This window comes from Brachybacterium alimentarium (genome assembly GCF_002332425.1).
GTDB classification, from domain to species: Bacteria; Actinomycetota; Actinomycetes; order Actinomycetales; family Dermabacteraceae; genus Brachybacterium; species Brachybacterium alimentarium.
Window position 1 is genome coordinate 1 of sequence record NZ_NRGS01000003.1, and the last position, 19,462, is coordinate 19,462.

11 protein-coding genes are annotated in these 19,462 nt (G+C 70.1%); all 11 read left to right on the top strand.

The genetic code is table 11. From position 1 onward, the window contains the following. Positions 1 to 627: 627 nt before the first annotated feature. The 11 genes from CIK71_RS01315 (at position 628) to CIK71_RS01365 (ending at position 19,418) form a co-directional block, all read left to right on the top strand. A complete protein-coding gene (locus CIK71_RS01315) occupies positions 628 to 1,635 on the top strand; it encodes a polyprenyl synthetase family protein (protein ID WP_096163391.1) in 1,008 nt (335 codons plus the stop codon). 217 nt (positions 1,636 to 1,852) lie between these two features. Next, a complete protein-coding gene (locus CIK71_RS01320) occupies positions 1,853 to 3,214 on the top strand; it encodes a hypothetical protein (protein WP_141393676.1) in 1,362 nt (453 codons plus the stop codon). Then, the gene (locus tag CIK71_RS01325; protein ID WP_158541971.1) at positions 3,211 to 4,185 is read left to right on the top strand and encodes an AAA family ATPase; all 975 of its coding nucleotides are present in this window, start codon (positions 3,211 to 3,213) and stop codon (positions 4,183 to 4,185) included. The genes CIK71_RS01320 and CIK71_RS01325 overlap by 4 nt, the downstream gene beginning before the upstream one ends. Next, positions 4,182 to 5,510, top strand: a complete 1,329-nt coding sequence (locus CIK71_RS01330; protein ID WP_096163394.1) for a DUF58 domain-containing protein — start codon at positions 4,182 to 4,184, stop codon at positions 5,508 to 5,510. Before CIK71_RS01325 ends, CIK71_RS01330 begins: the two co-directional genes overlap by 4 nt. Further along, positions 5,507 to 8,011, top strand: coding sequence for a transglutaminase TgpA family protein (locus CIK71_RS01335; RefSeq protein WP_096163395.1), 2,505 nt, complete (start codon positions 5,507 to 5,509; stop codon positions 8,009 to 8,011). The genes CIK71_RS01330 and CIK71_RS01335 overlap by 4 nt, the downstream gene beginning before the upstream one ends. Further along, on the top strand, positions 8,008 to 9,525 hold the full coding sequence (locus CIK71_RS01340) for an RDD family protein (protein ID WP_096163396.1): 1,518 nt from the start codon (positions 8,008 to 8,010) through the stop codon (positions 9,523 to 9,525). The genes CIK71_RS01335 and CIK71_RS01340 overlap by 4 nt, the downstream gene beginning before the upstream one ends. Continuing rightward, a complete protein-coding gene (locus CIK71_RS01345) occupies positions 9,522 to 10,403 on the top strand; it encodes a PP2C family protein-serine/threonine phosphatase (RefSeq protein WP_096163397.1) in 882 nt (293 codons plus the stop codon). Before CIK71_RS01340 ends, CIK71_RS01345 begins: the two co-directional genes overlap by 4 nt. After that, complete coding sequence (locus CIK71_RS01350; protein WP_096163398.1) at positions 10,400 to 12,376, top strand: FHA domain-containing protein; 1,977 nt, start codon at positions 10,400 to 10,402, stop codon at positions 12,374 to 12,376. The genes CIK71_RS01345 and CIK71_RS01350 overlap by 4 nt, the downstream gene beginning before the upstream one ends. Then, on the top strand, positions 12,373 to 14,046 hold the full coding sequence (locus CIK71_RS01355) for a serine/threonine-protein kinase (protein ID WP_096163399.1): 1,674 nt from the start codon (positions 12,373 to 12,375) through the stop codon (positions 14,044 to 14,046). Before CIK71_RS01350 ends, CIK71_RS01355 begins: the two co-directional genes overlap by 4 nt. A gap of 138 nt (positions 14,047 to 14,184) precedes the next feature. Further along, positions 14,185 to 14,907: a hypothetical protein gene (locus tag CIK71_RS01360; protein ID WP_096163400.1), complete on the top strand. Its 723-nt coding sequence runs from the start codon at positions 14,185 to 14,187 to the stop codon at positions 14,905 to 14,907. Positions 14,908 to 14,954: 47 nt separating this feature from the next. Beyond that, on the top strand, positions 14,955 to 19,418 hold the full coding sequence (locus CIK71_RS01365; protein WP_096163401.1) for an FtsK/SpoIIIE domain-containing protein: 4,464 nt from the start codon (positions 14,955 to 14,957) through the stop codon (positions 19,416 to 19,418). Positions 19,419 to 19,462: the final 44 nt, after the last annotated feature.

A 19,462-nucleotide genomic window follows, 5' to 3' on the forward strand; every position in this document is an offset into this window, starting at 1 on the left:
CCACTCCCTTTTTTCATGCCCAGAAACTGGGTCGCGAGATCAGCGGCATGAGCCCCGGTCGCACGGTCGTGCGGGCCGGCTGTGTATTCCTGCATGCCGCGCACCGCTCCACGTCGCGCAGCCCTCCACGTCCACTACAGTCGCCGGCGTTGGGGACGTGCGATCCGCCGCAGCGCTCTCCTTGGAAGCGGGGATTAGTGTGAGCAGCTTGGAAGTGGGGATTTGTGAGTGTGCAACCTCAGCACGCCGTACCGCACCTCTGCCGTATCGGAATCATGGACGGAGATGTGCCGTGCGGCGGTGCGCCGCGTCTGTTCCCTTGTGGAGCCCACGAGTCGTCCGGGAGCGTGCCGTTCCCCGCGCCAGACCTCCTCGGGGTTTGAAGAGTGAGGGCAGCAACTGCTGGGAGGGGCGTCGGGTCCCTGGTAGCCATCGCGTACTCCGGGTCACGCGGGGACGTTCTGCCCGTACCTCTGCGTCGGCCCGAGGGTAGACTCGTAAATCGCGTAGACGGCTCCTCGGCGATGTCGTCCATGCGTGCTCGGCGGTCTCGTAGGCCGCCGTCCAGCCAGAATCCGTGCTGGGGGCGACCCGCTGTGGGAGCCCTCGCCGAATCCCAGGAGAGCCATGTCGTCCTCGCTGCCGGTCGTCCCCGACATCGATGATCAGCTCGCGGCGCGCGTCGCCGAGCAACTCGAACTCATCGAGGGTCGCCTGCGCGAAGCTGTGGCAACTTCTGACGATATGGTCCGGTGGACCTCACGCCACCTCATGGACGCCGGCGGGAAGCGCGTACGTCCGATGCTGGTGCTGCTGGCGGCGGCCCTGGGCGATATGGAACGAGAGTGCGTCCTGGACGCGGCGGTGCTCGTCGAGCTCACGCACCTCGCCAGCCTCTACCACGACGACGTGATGGACTCCGCGACCACTCGTCGGGGGACGGACAGCGCCCACGCGCTCTGGGGCAACAACGTCGCCATCCTCACCGGAGACTTCCTGTTCGCCCGTGCCAGCGCCTTGAGTGCTCGCATCGGTTCCGAGGCTGTGCATCTGCACGCGGAGACGTTCGAGCGGCTCTGCCTGGGTCAGCTGCATGAGACCGTCGGCCCGTCCGCGCAGGACGATCCCTTCGAGCACTACATCTCGGTGCTCTCGGACAAGACCGCTTCGCTGCTCGCTCTGGCGGGAGAGCTCGGGGCAGTGCTGTCCGGAGCGTCGGAGCACGCTTCCGGTGTGATGCGCCGCTACGGCGAGAAGATCGGGGTGGCCTTCCAGCTCGCCGATGACGTTCTCGACCTCGAGAGCAGCACGGAGACCAGTGGGAAGACGCCTGGCATCGATCTGCGCGAAGGCGTGCCGACCATGCCCACCCTGCTCGTGCGCCGGCGTGCTGAGCAGCAGGGCGATGCCCACAGTGTCGAGATCGTGGACCGTCTTGCCGGTGATCTGAGCAGCGACGAGGATCTGGAGACGCTCGTGGCTCTCCTGCGGGAGGATCCGGCGCTCGAGGAGACGCGCGCTCTGGCTCAGCAGACAGCGGATGACGCAGTCGCGATCCTCGAGGAGCTTCCGGACGGTGCCGTGCGCACCGCGCTGATCCACTTCACGAGCTCTCTCGTCCAGCGTCACAGCTGACCTTTTCGCACGCGAGTGTCCCGGAGAGGCTCCGGGCAGCTCGCCCGTGGGCGCTGGGTGCCCGCTGTCGGCGGTCCCGGTGCGTCTGGACGGACAGCGACGGGGCAATCCCCCGTACCCCTCCTGACCTGCGTGTCGTTGGGGTCCGTCCACGGTTATCCACCGGGATCGAGGTGCGGTGGTCCTGAGTAGGCCCCGTACGTAGTCTGAGACGGTCGTGAACGGCTGGTCCGTTTCCGGAAGAGGTTCTGGGAGCGAACGCTGCAGGGTGCTGCCTGGCAGGAGCCGAGTCCAAGAGCCGACCGGGGGTGTCGCCATGTCTGTGGCCATGCAGGGGGAGGGACACTGGCGACGCGGACCCGTCATCACGGCCGTCGCGCTCGCCACGGCCGCTGTGGTGGTCGGGGGCCTTGCGATCCGCTCTCCGGGGGTGGCCACCTCCCACGGCGCGGTGACCAACGGCGGCGTCTGGGTGACCGCCGCACAGCAGGGCCTGATGGGACGGCTCAACGTCGACGCTGCCGAGCTCGACGCCCGGCTTACCTCGACCGGCGATGGCGTCGAGATCCTGCAATCCGGCTATCACGTGCTCGAGACGGGGCCGAACGGGATGGTGCCGATCAACACTGCCACCGTCACCCGCCAGAAGGCGGTCAGTTACCTCCCCGGCACCCGAGTTGCTCTCGGCGGGGATCGCGTCGTGCTCGTCTCCCCCGACGGACGTGTCTGGATTCTGTCCCTGGACGAGGCCGCGGCGTTCAGCCCACAGGCCGTCGAGCCGATTCATCAGGCATCCGGCGGGCCTCCGACGGTCACGGTGAGCACGCGAGGAACCGTCTTTCTCCTGGACGGCGACCAGCTTCTGACCTTTCCCTTCACGCCCATCGCCGCCCGGACCACAGGGGAGGACCCCATCACCGTCAGCGGCGTCTCCACTCAGGAGGAGATGCTGCAGATGACCGCCGTCGGCGAGAGCCCGGTAATCCTGGATTCCGAGAACCGTCAGCTCCGGATCGGGGAGGAGGCGGTGGTGCATGATCTTGACCAGGACAACTTCATCCCGTCGGTGACCGCGGTCCTCCAGCAGCCCGCGCCAGCGTCGGAAGACGTCGCCGTCGCGACAGAGGAAGCGCTGCTCCTCGTGCCCATGGACGGCGGGCCCGCGGAGAAGATCGACTCCGGGGGCACCGGGGAACCGGCACCGCCCGCCCAGTCGAAGGGGTGCTTCTACGGCGCGTGGTCGCAATCGGCGCGATACATCCGCGCCTGCGAGGGTTCCGCACCCGTCGTCGAGGCGGTCGACGGCGCGGACCCCTTGGGCACGCTGGTCCTCCGGGTCAACAGCGGCCTCGTGGTCCTCAACGACCAGGAACTCGGGCCGTGCTGGAGGATCGCCGACGATATGACGAGGATCGACGACTGGGCCGCCGACCAGGCCATCCTGACCGGGGAGACCGGGGAGACCGGGGAGACCGGGGAGATCGCACGCGCTGCCACCGATCCTGAGGTCGGCATTCCCGGAGCCTCCGTTGTCGGCCTCGTCGACCCCTCGCGTCCGATACGGAGGCCCGCACTGTGAGCATGACCTGCGAACAGGCCCGCTGGTTCTCCGAGACCTTCGCCCAACTGGTCCGCAACGTCGGCCAGGCCGTGCTCGGCAAGGACGAGGTGGTGCGTCTCGTGCTGACCGCGATGCTCGCACCGGGCCACGTGCTGCTCGAGGATGCTCCCGGCACGGGGAAGACGTCGCTGGCCCGCGCCACTGCGGCGACCGTGCAGGGCTCGAGCACCCGTATCCAGTTCACCCCGGATCTGCTGCCCTCTGACGTGACCGGCGTGACGATCTACGAGCAGAGCACCAGGACCTTCGAGTTCCACCAGGGGCCGGTGTTCGCGAACTTCGTGCTCGCCGACGAGATCAATCGTGCCTCGCCCAAGACACAGTCCGCGATGCTCGAAGTGATGGAGGAGGGCCGGGTGACCGTGGACGGAATCAGCCATGAGGTCGCGGACCCCTTCATGGTGATCGCGACCCAGAATCCTCTCGAGCATGCCGGTACCTATCGGCTCCCCGAGGCCCAGCTGGACCGCTTCTTGATGAAGCTGTCGCTGGGCTTTCCGGACCACGCCTCGAGCATGCAGATCCTTGCGGGTGCCGCCCTGCGGGACCGCTCCAGCCGTCTCGGTCCGCGCATCGCGCTGCACGCCGTGAGCGACATGACTCGGCTCGCAGAGACCGTTCATGTAGACCCGGCGGTGCTCGCGTACGTGTCCCGACTCATGGAGGAGACGCGCCTGGCTCCCGAGGTGCGGGCGGGCGTCTCCATCCGGGGCGCTCTCGGCCTCGTGCGGGCGGTGAAGGTCTGGGCGGCGGCGAACGGACGCCACTTCGTGACTCCGGACGACGTGAAGCACCTCGCGGGCCACGTATGGCTGCATCGATTCGTCCTCGAGTCCGAGGCTGAGTTCGACGGGGTCACCGCCCAGGCCATCATGACCAGGATCCTCCGTGAGGTGGCAGCTCCGCAGGCACGTCAGCAGGTGGCATGAACCCCGAGCTTTCTTCGTTCCCCACCGCGACCGTTGACGCCAGGACCGCCCGGGCAGCGGCGAGGGGTCGACACGTCGGCACCGCGTCGCGTTCCGGCGAGGGAGCCCGACTCGGTGCTCTGTCCCCGCTCGGACGGGCCGTGCTGGTGATGGCGACGCTGTGCTGGATCATCGGGCTCACGCTGCACGTGACGGAGTTGAATGTGATCGCCCTCGTGCTCACGGTGCCTCTAGTGGTCGCGACAGTGTTCGTGCAGGGAACGGCCGGCTATGCGGTCACCGTGGAGCTGCGCTCCCAGCGCGTGGTGGCGGGGGCCAGAGCGTTCGGCAGGGTCGCGATCGCCAATCCCACTGGGCGTCCGCTGCTGCCCACATGCCTCGATCTGGCCGCTGGGCCGGCGACCGCCCAGCTCCTCGTGCCGCGTCTGGCCCCGGCGGAGATGTGCGAGGAGTGGTTCGCCGTGCCCACGAAGCGTCGGACCGTGCTGCGGGTCGGACCCGTGCGTTCGGCCCGCGAGGATCCGCTGTCGCTCATGAGCAGGCAGATCACCTGGACGAAGACGCAGGAGCTGTACGTCCACCCCCGCACCGTGGGTCTGGACGAGTTCGCCGGCGGGTTCGTCCACGATCTCGAAGGCACCCCGTCCTCGACCCTCTCCAGCTCGGACCTCTCCTTCCATGCGCTGCGCGACCATGCCCCTGGCGACGACCGCCGACACGTCCACTGGCGCACCACGGCCCGCACCGGGAAGCTCATGGTGCGTCAGTTCGAGGAGACCCGTCGTACCCGGGTGATGGTCGCCCTGGACAACCTCGTGGGACATTACGCGCTCGACGAGGAATTCGAGCTGGCGGTCTCCGTGGCCGCGTCGGTCTCCCTGCAGACTCTGCGGGAGGACAAAGAGCTGAGGGCGTTCAGCGTCGACGCGTGCCAGCGCACCGGCAACCGCCGAGATCTGATGGACGACTACGCGAACGTCGCCTCCACCTCGGAGCTCTGCTTCCGTGACCTCGGCCAGAAGGTGGCCGAGCTCGCCGTCGGTGCCTCCACCATGATGATCGTGATCGGCTCCCGAACGACAGCGGGTGAGCTGAGTTCAGTGGCGACACGGCTGCCCGCCGGAGTGAGGGCTGTCGCGATCCGCTGCTCAGTGTCTACCGCGGATGCCGGAGATGCCGGGGAAGCCGGGGATATCAGGGAGGTGAGGAGCGTCGCAGAAGCCGGGGGTATCGGCGGGCGCCGCTCGGTCCTCGGACGCCTCGAGGTGGTCAGCGTCGGTTCCCTCGAGGAGCTCTCGCGGGCTCTGCAGGCGGTGACCCGATGAGCACGGGCCGCCGCCCCGCCGAGCACACACAGCAGATCGCCCGGACCTCTCAGACCAGGCGACTACTCGACCTCGCCGCGCTCAGCGTGCTGATGCTTATAGGAATGGTCGGATTCCACCCCGTCTACGGCGGGGGCCGATATGTCCTGGCGGGGGTGGCGGCGCTGGTCCTCGGCTTGCTGATCGCCCTGATCGGCGCGAGATTCCGCTGCGGGCCGCTGCGTCTGCTCGCCCTGCTGATCGTGGCGCATTTCCTGTTCGGTTCGATGTTCGCCGCCCCTGCCCGCGCCCTCTGGGGGATCCTGCCGACGGCCGGCTCGCTCAAGGATCTGCTGGTCGCGCCGGTGAGCAGCTGGAAGACGGTGCTGACCACGCCGCCGCCGGTGGGCAGCGCACACGGCGTCCTGGCCGTGGTATGGATCAGCATGCTGCTGCTGGCGGTGCCGTCGGCCTCGATCCTGCTGCGCAGCAGGCATGACGCGCTGGCCTGGATGTTCCCGTTCGTGCTGATCCTCGCCACCGTTCTCTTCGGCACCACGGAGGATGCTCTGCCAGTGCTGCGGGGCGTGCTGTTCGCGATCATCTCCGTGGCGTGGCTGAGCTGGCGCGCCGACGGGACTCAGCGGGAGGTGGCTCGGCGCGAGAGTGCGCAGTCCGCGATCGTCCCTGCCACGGGGGTGCTCGGCTCATGGGCGAACCCGGTGCTGCGGCGTCGTGCGATCGGCGGTGCCGTGACCCTTGCGCTCGCCGGGGGAGCGACGATCGGCGCCCAGCCCCTGCTGGATCCACCCGAGGCGACGGTCCGCTATGCCCACCGCGACACGATCGTGCCGCCGTTCGACCCGCAGGAGTACGTCTCGCCGCTGGCGGAGTTCCGGGGATATCTCAAGCAGCAGCGCAGCGACGTGCTCTTCACGGTCACCGGCCTCGAGGACGGTGACCGGGTGCGCCTGGCGACGATGGACCTTTACGACCTGCAGGTCTACAACGTCGCCGGAAGCGACACGACGAACGAGGCGTCCGGGGCATTCCTGCGCTCCGCTGCGGGGGTGGATCTCGAGCGGGGTGAAGTGGCGGCGCGCACCTCGACCCTCACCATCGGCGCCTACTCCGGGGTGTGGCTGCCCACGCTCGGGGTCGCGACCGAGCGGATCGACCTCGACGACACGACGGATGATCGGGTGAACGCTGCAGCGGGGAGCCTGTATCTCAACGAGAAGTCCCAGACGATGGTGAATTCCGCCGGTGTCCAGGAGGGCGACACGTACGTTCTCGGGTACCAGCCGTACACCGCCCCTACTCTCGATCAGCAGCGCACAGCCCGGTTCGCGGAGCTTCAGCTGCCGCCGGCACCCAGGATGGGGCAGGTCACGCAGCTCGCCGAGGAATGGGCGGGCGGCGCCGTGTCGGACTACGAGAAGATCACGAACCTCACCCGAGCACTCAGGACCCGTGCCACGTTCTCTCACGGGATCGACGACGGCGAGGCGGCCTCGCTCTCCGGACACGGGGCCGGCCGCCTGCTGACCATGGTCGAGCCGGTCGAGCCGGTCGAGCCGGTCGGGCCTGACGGCGAGACGACACCGGAGGCCCGGACCGAGGGCCTCATCGGAGATGAGGAGCAGTTCGCGGCGCTGACCGCGCTGATGGCCCGATCGATCGGGATCCCGGCCCGCGTGGTGATGGGTTTCGAGGTCGAGGCGAGCAGCGAGAGCGCAGCAGGTTCGACGGGAGCGGTCGAGATCATCGGCGCGGACGTCACCGCGTGGGTCGAGGTCGCTTTCGACGGGGACCTGGGCTGGGTCCGCTTCGACGTGGCGCCTGGCGACGGGGACCAGACCGTGCCTGCCGAGCCCTCTGAGCCTGCCGAGCCCCCTGAGATCAGCAGGCCGCTCCCAGTGCCGGCTGAGCCACCGCCCTCTACTGCAGAGCTCCCGACGTCGCCCCCGGGCGCGATGAGCGACGACGCTGCCCATGACGGCCTGGCTCCCGAGCGGACGGCGTCGGCGTCCCGTATCGCCTCCACCGCGACGCTGCTGTTGGCGGGGCTCGCGCTCGCCGTCGTGGTGATCGGGAAGAGAGCACGACGCAGGTATCGCCGCACAAGGGGGTCGCCGCCGACCCGGATCGACGGCGGCTGGCAGGAGTTCCTGGATCACCTCGCCGACCTCGGGTATCGCCTCGACCCGGGGACGACTCGCGCCGAGGCCGCCGCCGGCGTGCACAGGCAGCTCCCCGCACTGTGGGCGCCGCTCCTCGCCGCGCGAGCAGATCGAGCGGTGTTCGGGCCGGATGATCTGCCCGAAGGCGCTGCTGAGGAGTACTGGGAGCAGGTGGCTGCGGCGCGGCAGACCATGGCGGCGTCGGTGCCGTGGCACCGCCGTCTGCGCGGGGAGCTCTCCCTGCGGTCCTTCCGTCGACGGTTCAGACGCAGCCACCGCGGATCGCGCCGACGGACGAGATCGACACGGCAACGGCTCCTGAGAGGGAGGACGCGATGAATCGGACCAGATACTGCAGCACCTGCCGGGCGCTGCTGAGCGCAGGAGCCGCGATCTGCGGCGAATGCGGAGCCCGGTACCAGGAATCCCCTTATGAGCGCCGGGCCACGGACGCTCCGGCGGCCTGGTTCCAGCGCCCGCTCACCACGCGCCGAGATGATCCGCGCCAGCAGGAGCTGACGCGGGAACCGGCCGACGAGATCGAGCTGATCTCCCGGAAGTCGATGCTCCCCGGCGAGCCAGGGACGACGGCACTGCGCCCGGCGGAACAGTACGATCAGATGATGGTCACACAGTCCCCGATGCTTCAGCGCGCTCCCGGCGCGCCCACCGGTCAGCCCGGCGGGCCCGGGTCGCCTGCTCCGTCGTCTGACGTGCAGGCCGACGGCGCGTCGTCCACCGGGGAGCTCGAAGCCCCACTGGACGGCTGCGTGCCGGCCGCACCGGCCAAGCGTGTCGCCGCGGCCCTGATCGACGGTGTGATCTTCGGGGTGCTGACCATCCCGCTGCTGATCGGCATCATCCTGCTGGCGAGGCAGGACCCGGTCAGCATGCTGGCCGCGATCCTGACGGGACTGGGGGTCGCCCTCCCGGTCGCCTACGCCCTGGTGATGATCTGGCTGACAGGCTCCAAGGGATTCTCCCTCGGCAAGCTGGCGTCGGGGCTGCGGATCACTCGCCGCAGCGACGGCGGCGGCATCGGAGTCCTGCGTGCTCTGGGCCGCGGGGCCCTGTACGGCGTGTTGACGTGGCTGATCGGTCTCACGGTCTTCCTGGACCCCCGGAAGCAGCTGCGAGGCTTCCATGATCGGGCGGTCGGTTCGGTCGTGGTCGACATCAGAGCCGGGCGCGACCCGATGGTGCCCCGCGCCGACTACTTCGAGCGTCCCGCAGACACCCAATACCTCGGAGCAGCATCCCTGGAGGTCTCGGCCCACGACAATCTGCTCACCGAGCCCGGTGCGGCATGGCGCGACAGCCCTGCCCCCGAGACACCCCTGGCAGGGCCCGCCTGGTCAGCGCCTTTCGCTCCTGTTCCAGTCGCCCAGAGCGCACCCCACGAGCCAGTCGGCGACGCCTGGGCACGACCCGCCGATGACATCGTCGCGCCGGCGTGCCCGTCGGCCGCTGTGGAGCCCGACGAAGACCTCGAGCAGTCCCGGTCCCCCTGGGCGCGCACTCCGGTGGCCACGAAGCTGCGGCTCACCACCGACGACGGTGCGAGCAGCATCGTCGGGGCGGCCGTGGTGGTCGGTCGCAATCCCTCCGGCGAGCAGCATGAGGAGACCGTCGTGCTCAAGGACGAGACCCGTTCGGTGTCCAAGACGCACCTGCGCATCGACGCCTCGGGCGACGACCTCGTCGTCACGGACCTGGGATCGACCAACGGATCGACGATCCTGGGGGAGGACGGCTCGCACGAGGACCTGGTCCCGCACGAGTCTGCGGTCGTGCCGGCCGGTACCACCCTCGCCCTCGGGGATCGGACCCTCACCGTGGAGGAGGAGCAGTGATCGACCGGTCCCTCTCCGACCCGGACGTCCAGGGGACGATCCGGGTGGTCTCGGCAGACGCCACGCACGTCGGCCATGTCCGGGCGACCAATGAGGACAGCATCCTCAACGCCACCCCGATCTACATGGTCGCCGACGGCATGGGCGGCCACAACGCCGGAGAGGTCGCCAGCGCGATCGCGGTCGAGGAGTTCGCGAAGCTCACGATCCAGCAGAACGTGACCGTCGAGCAGCTCGGCGAGGCGCTCGACAGCGCGGCGGACCGCATCGGCGCGCTCGGCGGCGAATCGACCCTGGGGGCGGGGACCACGGTCGCTGCGGTCGCGACGATGGTGCTGGACGGCGTCGGCTACTGGGTCGTGATGAACCTCGGGGATTCCCGCGTGTATCGCCTCTCGGGAGAGATCTTCGAGCAGGTCAGCGTGGACCATTCCGTGGTCCAGGAGCTCATGGACCGCGGTGATCTCACGCCCGAGGAAGCCCGAGTGCATCCCTACCGGCACATGGTCACCCGCGCGCTCGGGGCCGGGCCGGAATCCGACCCCGACTACTGGCTGATTCCCGCCGAGGCGGGGGACAGGATGCTCATCTGCTCCGACGGGCTCACTGGCGAGATCGATGACCGGTCGATCGAGCGGATGCTCCGCGGGCCGTCGGACGTGCGCACCGTCAGCAAGGACCTGGTGCGGCTCGCCCTGGACAGTGGAGGCCGGGACAACGTGAGCGTGGTCGTGGTCGAGGCCCTCGAGATCATCGGGCGGGACGCTCTCGTCGAGTCTGCCTCGGACCACCGCACCTCCTCGCCGGACGAGGACGACCTGGTCGAGGAGGACACCCTTCCGCGGCGCGTTCGCGAGGGGCAGGACGGCGCGCGATGAGCACTGCGAGCGGACCGATCAGGTCCGCCGCACTGCTCGGACCCGGCACCTGGACCCGGCCGGGGCCCGCGACGCTGGTCGTGCGTGAGACGGGATGGGTCGTGCTCGTCCCGGGGACGCGCAAGGAGGTCATCGAGTCGGCGTGGATGCTGCTCGGACAGAGCACCCTTGCAGAGACCTTCCTCGACGATCTGACCCGGGAGGCAGGGCCCCACAGCGCTCGCACCCTCAGCGCGATCCTCTTCGGCATCCACGGCGGCACGTCGCTGACGATCGGCGTCAGGGGTTCCACCCCGGTCGCCGTGCACACGGCCGACGGGGCGGAGCTGGTCGTCGGGACCGACGAGGGCCCTGTCGCCCTGCGGACCTTCGATGCCGTGCGACGCGTCGCCTTCGGGGACCTCCCCTCCGAGGATCCCGTGGGCACCCTCCGCGTGGCCACGGGGATCACGCGGGTGCGAGGGTTCGTCCAGGTCGCCGTCGACCCGGCGGATCTGGGGGAGGAGGACCGCGCGGCGCTCGCCGCACAGGTCGCGACGTTCGGCCGGTCCATCGAGAACCCGGAAACGGCGAAGCGGCCCTCCGTCGGGGCCGCCCCGAAGCCCGTGCCGAGCGTCGCGCGGCCTGCGATGACGCCGGTGCGCAGACCCGCCACGGTGACCCGTAGGCCGGGCGAGGTCCCCTCCTCGATCGACCGCGGCGCGGCGCCCCCGCGTGCGACGAATGCGGCAGCCTCCTCCGGTGGGCCGAACGTGTTCGACGGACTGTTCTCGGCCGCGCCAGCCGCGCCAGCCACGCCAGCCGCGCCAGCCGCGCGGGCCCCCGCGTCCACGCCGGAGACGACCCCGATCGTGGTGTCGAGGCCGGAGATAACCCCGATGGTGACGTCGAGGCCGGAGACGACCCCGGTCGTGACGTCGACCTCGGAGACGGCCGCGAGCTCGAGGCCTACGCCGGACACCGCCGAGACGGGGGATCCGGGCACCGCGAGCAGACCCTCCTCGGTGCCCGACACCCTGGTCGCTCCGATCGACCAGGACGAAGGACTCGCGCTCCTCGCTCCGCACACCGAGACCGCGCCGCTCGAGGACGCGGACGGCCTCGAGAGCTCGGGAGCGTACGACGACCTCTTCGGCAGGACCATCCACCGCAGCGTCGAGGATGCGGCCGTGCGTCGGGGTGCGGAGGACGAGTCGGAAGGCGCCGGTCACGGACAGCCGAGAGCCGCGGATGTGAGTCCGGGCCACCCGTGCAGCGAGGAGTCCTCCGGGCCGGAGGACGGCCGACGCTCGCTGCCCTCGGCGGCGCCCCGGTCGGCGCCGGACAGCCCCGCCGCGGTCGACACTGGCGTCATCGATTGGGTGCCGGGAGCGGGACGCATCGCTCCCGAGATCGCCCGCGCCGACGCCCGCCGAGCGGCTCCGCTTCCCCGCCGCGAGCCCGTCTCCCCACCGACCGGGCGCCTCCTCCACCAGAGCCCGACTGCGCCCGTGCGCACTCGGCAGTCCGGACGCGCTGTCGTGCTGACCGGCCTGGTCTGCCGGAACGGGCACGCGAATTCTGCGGAGCGCTCCCGGTGCCGGGCCTGCGAGGCTCCTCTGGACGGACCTGCCCGGAGGGTCGCGCGCCCACCGCTGGGAGCGATCGAGCTGTCCACCGGTGAGCACTTCGTGCTGGACCGCTCGGCGATCGTCGGCCGTCGGCCCCGTGCATCGCGTGCCGACGGCCGCCAGGCTCCGCAGCTGATCACGGTCCCGAGCCCCCAGCAGGACGTCTCCAGATCGCACCTGGAACTGCGGCTCGAGGGGTGGCACGTGGTGGCGATCGACCTCGGATCCACCAACGGGACCACGCTGCAGCGAGAAGGCGCCGACCTGCTGCGGCTGCGCCCTCAGGATGGCATCGTCCTGCACGACGGCGACCGGCTGGACCTCGGGGACGACGTCCGTCTGCGGCTGAGGGAGCGGTCATGAGCCGACGCCCGCCGCCCATGCCGCCCCTGCTCCCGGGGTACGAGTACGAGCGGCTGCTGGGGTCCGGCAGGTTCTCGGACGTCTTCCTCTATCGCCAGCCCTGTCCGCATCGTCGGGTCGCGGTCAAAGTGCTGCTCTCGAGCGTTCTGGAGGATTCCGCCGGCCAGCCGCTCGTCTCCGATGCGACCGTCCTGGCCCAGTTGTCGACCCATCCATCGATCGTCACGATTCATCAGGCCGAGGTCTCCGAGGAGCGCTGTCCGCACTTCGTCATGGAGTACTGCGCGCGTCCCCACTACGGTCTGCGCTTCCGCGCGGAGCGGATCACCGTGGCCGAGGCGCTGTCAGTCGGTGTCCAGATCGCCGGCGCCGTGGAGTCGGGGCACCGCTCCGGGATCCTGCACCGGGACATCACGCCGGCGAACATCCTGGTCACCGACGACCGTCGGCCGGTGCTCTCCGACTTCGGGATCTCTATCGCCACCTCTCCGGGGCGTGAGGCCGAGGGCTCCGGGAGCGTCTCCATCCTGTGGTCGCCGCCGGAGTTTTTCACGGGCGTGCCCCGCGTCGACGCCCGCAGCGACGTGTTCTCCCTGGCGTCGACCGTGTATTCGCTGCTTGCCGGGCGCACCCCGTTCGAGCACCCCGGAGGCCGGAATTCCGCTGCGGACCTCATCCACCGCACCGCGACGGATCCGCTTGCGCCGCTGACCCGCCCCGACGTGCCCGACGAGCTCCAGCGTGCGCTCTCCCGCGCCATGGCGAAGGATCCGGCCGGCCGGTACGACACCGCGCTCGCGTTCGGCCGCAGCCTGCAGCAGGTCGAGCTCGCACTGTCCCTGCCGGTCACGCAGATGGAGGTCCTCGACGATCGAGCCTCCGGCGACGCGGGGACCCAGGACGACGAGCTCTCCCGGCACACCCGGATCCGGGAGGTCGCCGCCGTCGATCCCACCCCCGGCCTCTCCCGGGAACGCGACGGGAGCCGCCTGGATCCGTACGCGGGGGTCGCTGCGGCGCTCGGTCCGTCGGCACCCTCCGCGGCAGGATCGGTGGCATCGGCACCGACCCGGACAGAGTTATCCACAAGAGCCGATGGAGTGGCGACGGCCCTGCGTCCGGCTGCGCGGGACGCCTCGTCGGCCTCCGCGGACAGGGTGGAGGCCTACGCGCACCGTCAGCTCCCCGCAGCCCCGACATACCCCGCAGCACGGACGCCGCCCTGGCCCCTCGTGGCCCTCGCCGCGGTGCTGGTGGTGGTGCTCGGCGTCGGAACCGCCCTGGTCGTACGGCATATCACGCGTCCGGAGCCCGAGCAGCGGGCGACGGTCGCCGTCAACGACCCGGCCAAGGCACAGGATCCGCCGGACGCTCCGAGGTCCGTCGCAGTGGCGGCTCTTCCCGCGCTCGAAGGCAGCGGGGACACGGACCGAGCCACGATCTCCTGGGACGCTCCGGAGAACGTCGGGGAGGGCGATTACTACCAGGTGCGGTGGAAGGACCTGCCCGCCGACTACTCTGAGCACTCGGGATGGGTGACCGTGAAGGGGCGCGTCTCGACGACCAGGAGCACGCCGCCAGGGGTGTCGAACCCGTGCCTCGAGGTGCGCACGGTCTCGCCCGGCGGGAGTCGCAGTGCGGCGGTGTCGACGTGTCTGGGCGAGGGATGAGACGTACAGCCGAGACGAGCAGACGCGGGGCCGGACGAGGCGCACGAGGCTGCGCGAGACGCGCTGGGGAGCGCAGACGGCGGGCCGAGCAGATCCTGCCGACCGCAGGAGCAGGACCGACGATGAAGGAGGCAGGCGATGGCATCGACGATTTCCGTCGAGTTCTGCGGTGAATGGTTCCGCGTGGCCGAGGGGGAGGAGATGACCATCGGCCGCGAAGCCGATCTGAGCGTCGATGACGAGAACGCATTCCTTCATCGACGTTTCCTCACGATCGTGCAGGTCGAGTCGATGTGGTGGCTCGTGAACATCGGATCGCGGCTGTCCGCGACGATCACCGACGGCACCGGGTCGATGCAGGCCTGGCTCGCGCCCGGCGCGCGGATCCCGCTGGTGTTGGACGAGACCAAGGTGATCTTCACGGCCGGGCCCACCACCTACGACCTGTCCATCCATGCCGAGTCCCCGCAGTTCGCGCGGATCGCCGGCCTGGAGGACCCCGTGGGCGAGACCACCGTCGGCTCGGTGCAGCTCACACCGAGCCAGAAGCTCCTGATCCTCGCGCTTAGCGAGCCGATGCTCGTGCGGGAGGGTTCGGGAATGAGCTCGGTGCCCAGCTCGGCGCAGGCCGCCGCGCGCCTGGGCTGGCAGATCACGAAGTTCAACCGCAAGCTCGACAACGTGTGCGACAAGCTCGACCGTCTCGGGGTGCGGGGGCTGCGCGGCGGTCCCGGCAAGCTCGCGAGCAACCGGCGGGCTCGGCTGGTCGAGCATGCAGTGCTCTCCCGGCTGGTCACGGCTGGGGACCTCCCGCTGCTGGATCAGGCCGAGGGCGACGATGAGCACTCGCCCCTCGGCTGAGGGGTGATCCGTAGGGCGCGCAGGAGCTCGCCAGGGGGGAAACCGGCATGCGGATCAGGCTCACGCTGCGCAGACCCGAGGATCGGCTCACGGATCTCGAGGTCACCGCGGATGCGACGGCGAGCGTGGCGGATGTGGCGACCGCGCTGTACCTGGCAGATCCCCTGCGCGACGACGTCGAACCGCCGGCGGGGCTGACCCTCCAGGTGCAGGATCCCGGGGCAGGCCCGGGGGCACGGGGAGTGCGATCCCTGGAGCGGGAGAGCGACCTGATCCAGGCCGGGCTGCGCTCGGGCAGCGTCGTCTCGATCGCCCGTTCCTCGGTGCACTACACGACCCGTGCGGAGTCCCGGGGCGCGGCAGCGGCACTGATGCGCGTGCTCTCGGGACCGGAGATCGGTCGCGAATTTCCGCTGCCCAGCGGGTCGAGCGTCATCGGCCGTGAAGGCGATCTCGACATCCGCATCGCTGATCCGATGCTCTCGAAGCGGCATGCGCGCCTCAACGTCGGCGACGCGGTGGAGATCATCGATCTCCACTCTTCTAACGGTGTCCTGCTCGGTGACGAACGGGTCCAGCGCGCGGTGATCGGGCCGGCGGACGTCGTGCACATCGGCGGCACCACCTTCTCCGTGACCACCCTGCATCGCCTCGGCGGGACCGCACCGAGCTCCCCGGTGGTCGAGTTCAATCGGTCTCCGCGGGTGGTGCCCCGGTTCCCGTACCGTCCGCTGAAGGCGCCGACGCCGCCCAAGGAGCCGGCGCCCCCGTTCTTCCCGATCTTCATGATGCTCGCCCCGCTCCTCATGGGCGGGTTGATGTTCGCGATGACCGGCAGCCCTTACTCGCTCATGTTCGTGGCCATGATGCCGATGATGGCGGCGGCCGGATACCTGAACCGCAGGTACCAGCAGAAGAAGCAGCTCGAGCGCCAGATCGCGAACTTCGAGGACGGTCTCGCCTCGCTCAAGCGCCGGGTCACCGCGGCGCAGGATCTCGAGCGCGCGGTGCGCCTGGTGGAATCTCCGTCGGCAGCAGACACGGTCGATGCCGCGTTCCGGCTGGGCCGGCTGCTGTGGACCCACCGGCCTGAGCACAGCGCCTTCGCCACCGTGCGCCTGGGCCTCGGGATCGCGCCCTCCCGGGTGGGCATCGAGATGCCCGGGGAGAACGACGCGATCACGATGTACTACGACCTGCTCGATGACCTGCACGAGAGCTACCGTTCGATCGCCGGCGTGCCGATCGTCGCCCATCTGCGCCATGCCGGGAACATCGGGATCGCCGGGGCGGGGGACGAGGCCGACGGGGTCGCCCGCGGCCTCGTGATCCAGCTGATCGCCCTGCATTCCCCGGCGGAGCTCGCGATCGCCGCAATCACCTCACGGTCGAGCCGGGAGGGATGGGAATGGCTGAAATGGCTCCCGCACACCTCGAGTCCGCACTCGCCCCTGGCCGGCGATCATCTCGCGGACACCGCGGGGCGCGGCACCTCGTTGCTCGCACGGGTCGAGGCGCTCATCGAGCAGCGTGCGGGGGATGCTCCTGCGGCTCTGCGCGCCCCGACGACGCTCGACATCGCGCGCGAGGACCCGGACCCTCCCGCCCCGGTCACCCCGAGCCTCGTCGTGGTCATCGAGGACGACGCCCCGGTGGATCGAGCCCGTCTGGTGCGCATCGCCGAACGCGGGCCGGACGTCGGCGTGCATGTCCTCTGGTGCGCCTCGAACATCGCCGCGCTGCCGGCGGCATGCCGCACCCACATGACGGTCGAGGAGACAGCGGACGGGGCCAGCGCCGGGCACGTGCGCTTGGGGGAACGCTATCTCCCGGTGACGGTGGAGACGGTGTCGGTGGAGGTGGCCTCGGGGGTCGCCCGCCATCTCTCCCCGGTGGTCGACGCCGGGGTCCCGATCGACGACGATTCGGATCTCCCGCGCACGATCTCCTATCTCACGCTCGGCGGCATGGCGATGGCCCAGTCGCCGCACCACATCATCGATCGCTGGAAGGAGAACAGCTCGCTGATCCCGCGTGACGGGTCCGCGCCCCAGCGGCGCACGCACGATGCCACCCTGCGTGGTCTCATCGGCCACGACGGCCAGGAGGCCTTCCACCTCGACCTGCGCACGGACGGCCCGCATGCGCTCGTGGGCGGCACCACCGGCGCCGGAAAGTCGGAGTTCCTGCAGGCCTGGGTGATGGGCATGGCCACCGCGCACAGTCCTGACCGCGTGACCTTCCTGCTCGTGGACTACAAGGGCGGTGCGGCCTTCGCCGATGCGGTGGATCTCCCGCATACTGTCGGCCTGGTCACCGACCTCTCCCAGCACCTGGTCCGCCGTGCCCTGACCTCGCTGCGCGCCGAGCTGCATCACCGGGAGCACCTGCTGAACCGGAAGAAGGCCAAGGACCTGGTGTCGCTGGAACGCACCGGAGACCCTGAGGCCCCGCCCAGCCTGATCATCATCGTCGACGAGTTCGCGGCCCTCGCCACGGAGATCCCGGAGTTCGTCGACGGCGTCGTGGACATCGCCGCGCGGGGACGTTCGCTCGGGCTGCACCTGATCCTCGCCACCCAGCGTCCCGCTGGCGTCATCAAGGACAACCTGCGCGCCAACACCAATCTCCGCATCGCGCTGCGGATGGCGGACGAGGCGGATTCCCGGGACATCCTGGGGGACCCAGCGGCCGCCCACTTCGACCCCGGCCTCCCCGGGCGCGCGGCCGCGAAGACCGGTCCGGGCCGCATCGCGACCTTCCAGACCGGATATGCGGGCGGCTGGACCACGGACGATCCCGAGCGGGCGCGCATCGACATCGTCGAGAAGGACTTCGGCACCGGGGAGCAGTGGGACTTACCCGCCCCGCCCGCCGCGGAGAGCGAGGATCCGGGCCCCAACGACATCGCCCGTGTGGTGGCCACCGTGAGGGCAGCAGCCGATGCGGCACAGGTCCCGACCCCGCGAAAGCCATGGCTGGCCGAGCTCGCCGATGCCTACGACCTCTCCCGCCTGCCGTCGCGCCGCACGGACGAGGACCTGCTGCTGGGCGTGATGGACACACCCGAGGACCAGGCGCAGCCCACGGTCTCCTACTACCCGGATCGTGACGGCAACATGGCCATCTACGGGACCGGCGGCTCCGGCAAGTCGACCACGCTGCGCACGATTGCTATCTCCGCAGCCTCGACCGTGCGCGGCGGCCCGGTCCATGTCTACGGCCTGGACTTCGGCGCCTCCGGCCTCACCATGCTCGAGGACCTTCCGCACGTGGGAGCGATCGTCCCCGGCGACGACGAGGAGCGTGTCATCCGCCTGCTGCGCACCCTGCGCACGCTCATCGACGACCGCGCCCGTGACTTCGCGACCGTGCGCGCCGGCTCCGTGGCGGAGTACCGCGACCTGGCGGGGAAGCCGGAGACCCCCAGGGTCCTCCTGCTGGTCGACGGCATGGCCGCTTTCCGTGAGGCCTACGACTACTCGGGCCTCACGAAATGGTTCACCGCGTTCGTGCAGATCGCGACCGACGGCCGACAGGTCGGCGTGCACGTCATCGTCACCGGTGACCGTTCCGGCGCGGTCCCCACGTCGCTGGGCTCCTCGATACAGCGCCGACTCGTCCACCGCATGCCCGGTCCCGATGACTACGCCGGGTTCGGCGTGCCCAAGGACGTGCTGGATGCCGACTCACCGGCCGGCCGGGCCATCCTCGACGGACACGAGGTCCAGGTCGCCGTGCACGGCGGCGACTCCAACATCGCGATCCAGTCGCGAGAGGTCACGAAGCTCGCCGAGGCGATGCGTCGCGCAGGTGTCCCTGAGGCCCCGCGCGTCGAGCGTCTGCCCGAACGGGTCGAGCTCTCGCAGCTGCGTCCCGTCGTGGCTGGCAGACCGGTGCTCGGCCTCGCCGACGAGACGCTCGCAGAGGTGACCATCCAGCCCCGTGGCGCCTTCATGGTCTCGGGACCGATGGGCTCCGGCCGCACCACGGCGATGCTGACGATCGCCCACGGACTGAAGGCTTTGGAGACTCCCATGCGCCTGGTGCGCTTCTCCGCACGACGCACGCCGCTGACCGGGCTGCCGATCTGGGACGTGGAGGGATCCGACCCCGAGCGCGTCCGTGAGCTCGCCGTGCAGCTGCGGCAGACGGTCGATGCAGGCGCCGCCGGGGAGGGGCGGCTCGCCCTGTTCATCGACGGTGTCGCGGACTTCACCGGCAGCAGCATCGAGGCCGACCTGGACAGGCTGATACGCACCTGCGTTCGCGACGGGCAGTTCGTGGTGGGCGAGAACGATTCGGCGTCCTGGTCCCAGGCGTATGTCCTGGCCCAGCCTTTCAAGTCCGGCCGCCGCGGGCTGCTTCTCCAGCCGGGGGAGATGGATGGCGACGCGCTGCTCGGCACCGGACTGGGGAGGATCCGTCGAGCAGACCTCCCTGCGGGCCGCGGCTTCCTCGTGCACGGCGGGCGAGCGATCAAACTGCAGGTCGCGCAGATCACCGGGTGAGGCAGACACCGTCGACGGAGGCGAGCTCGGGAAGTTATCCCCAG

Coding starts and splice junctions, on each gene's coding strand:
- CIK71_RS01340 (WP_096163396.1), top strand. CDS start 8,008: ATGAATCGGACCAGATACTGCAGCACCTGCCGGGCGCTGCTGAGCGCA.
- CIK71_RS01330 (WP_096163394.1), top strand. CDS start 4,182: ATGAACCCCGAGCTTTCTTCGTTCCCCACCGCGACCGTTGACGCCAGG.
- CIK71_RS01365 (WP_096163401.1), top strand. CDS start 14,955: ATGCGGATCAGGCTCACGCTGCGCAGACCCGAGGATCGGCTCACGGAT.
- CIK71_RS01335 (WP_096163395.1), top strand. CDS start 5,507: ATGAGCACGGGCCGCCGCCCCGCCGAGCACACACAGCAGATCGCCCGG.
- CIK71_RS01350 (WP_096163398.1), top strand. CDS start 10,400: ATGAGCACTGCGAGCGGACCGATCAGGTCCGCCGCACTGCTCGGACCC.
- CIK71_RS01360 (WP_096163400.1), top strand. CDS start 14,185: ATGGCATCGACGATTTCCGTCGAGTTCTGCGGTGAATGGTTCCGCGTG.
- CIK71_RS01315 (WP_096163391.1), top strand. CDS start 628: ATGTCGTCCTCGCTGCCGGTCGTCCCCGACATCGATGATCAGCTCGCG.
- CIK71_RS01355 (WP_096163399.1), top strand. CDS start 12,373: ATGAGCCGACGCCCGCCGCCCATGCCGCCCCTGCTCCCGGGGTACGAG.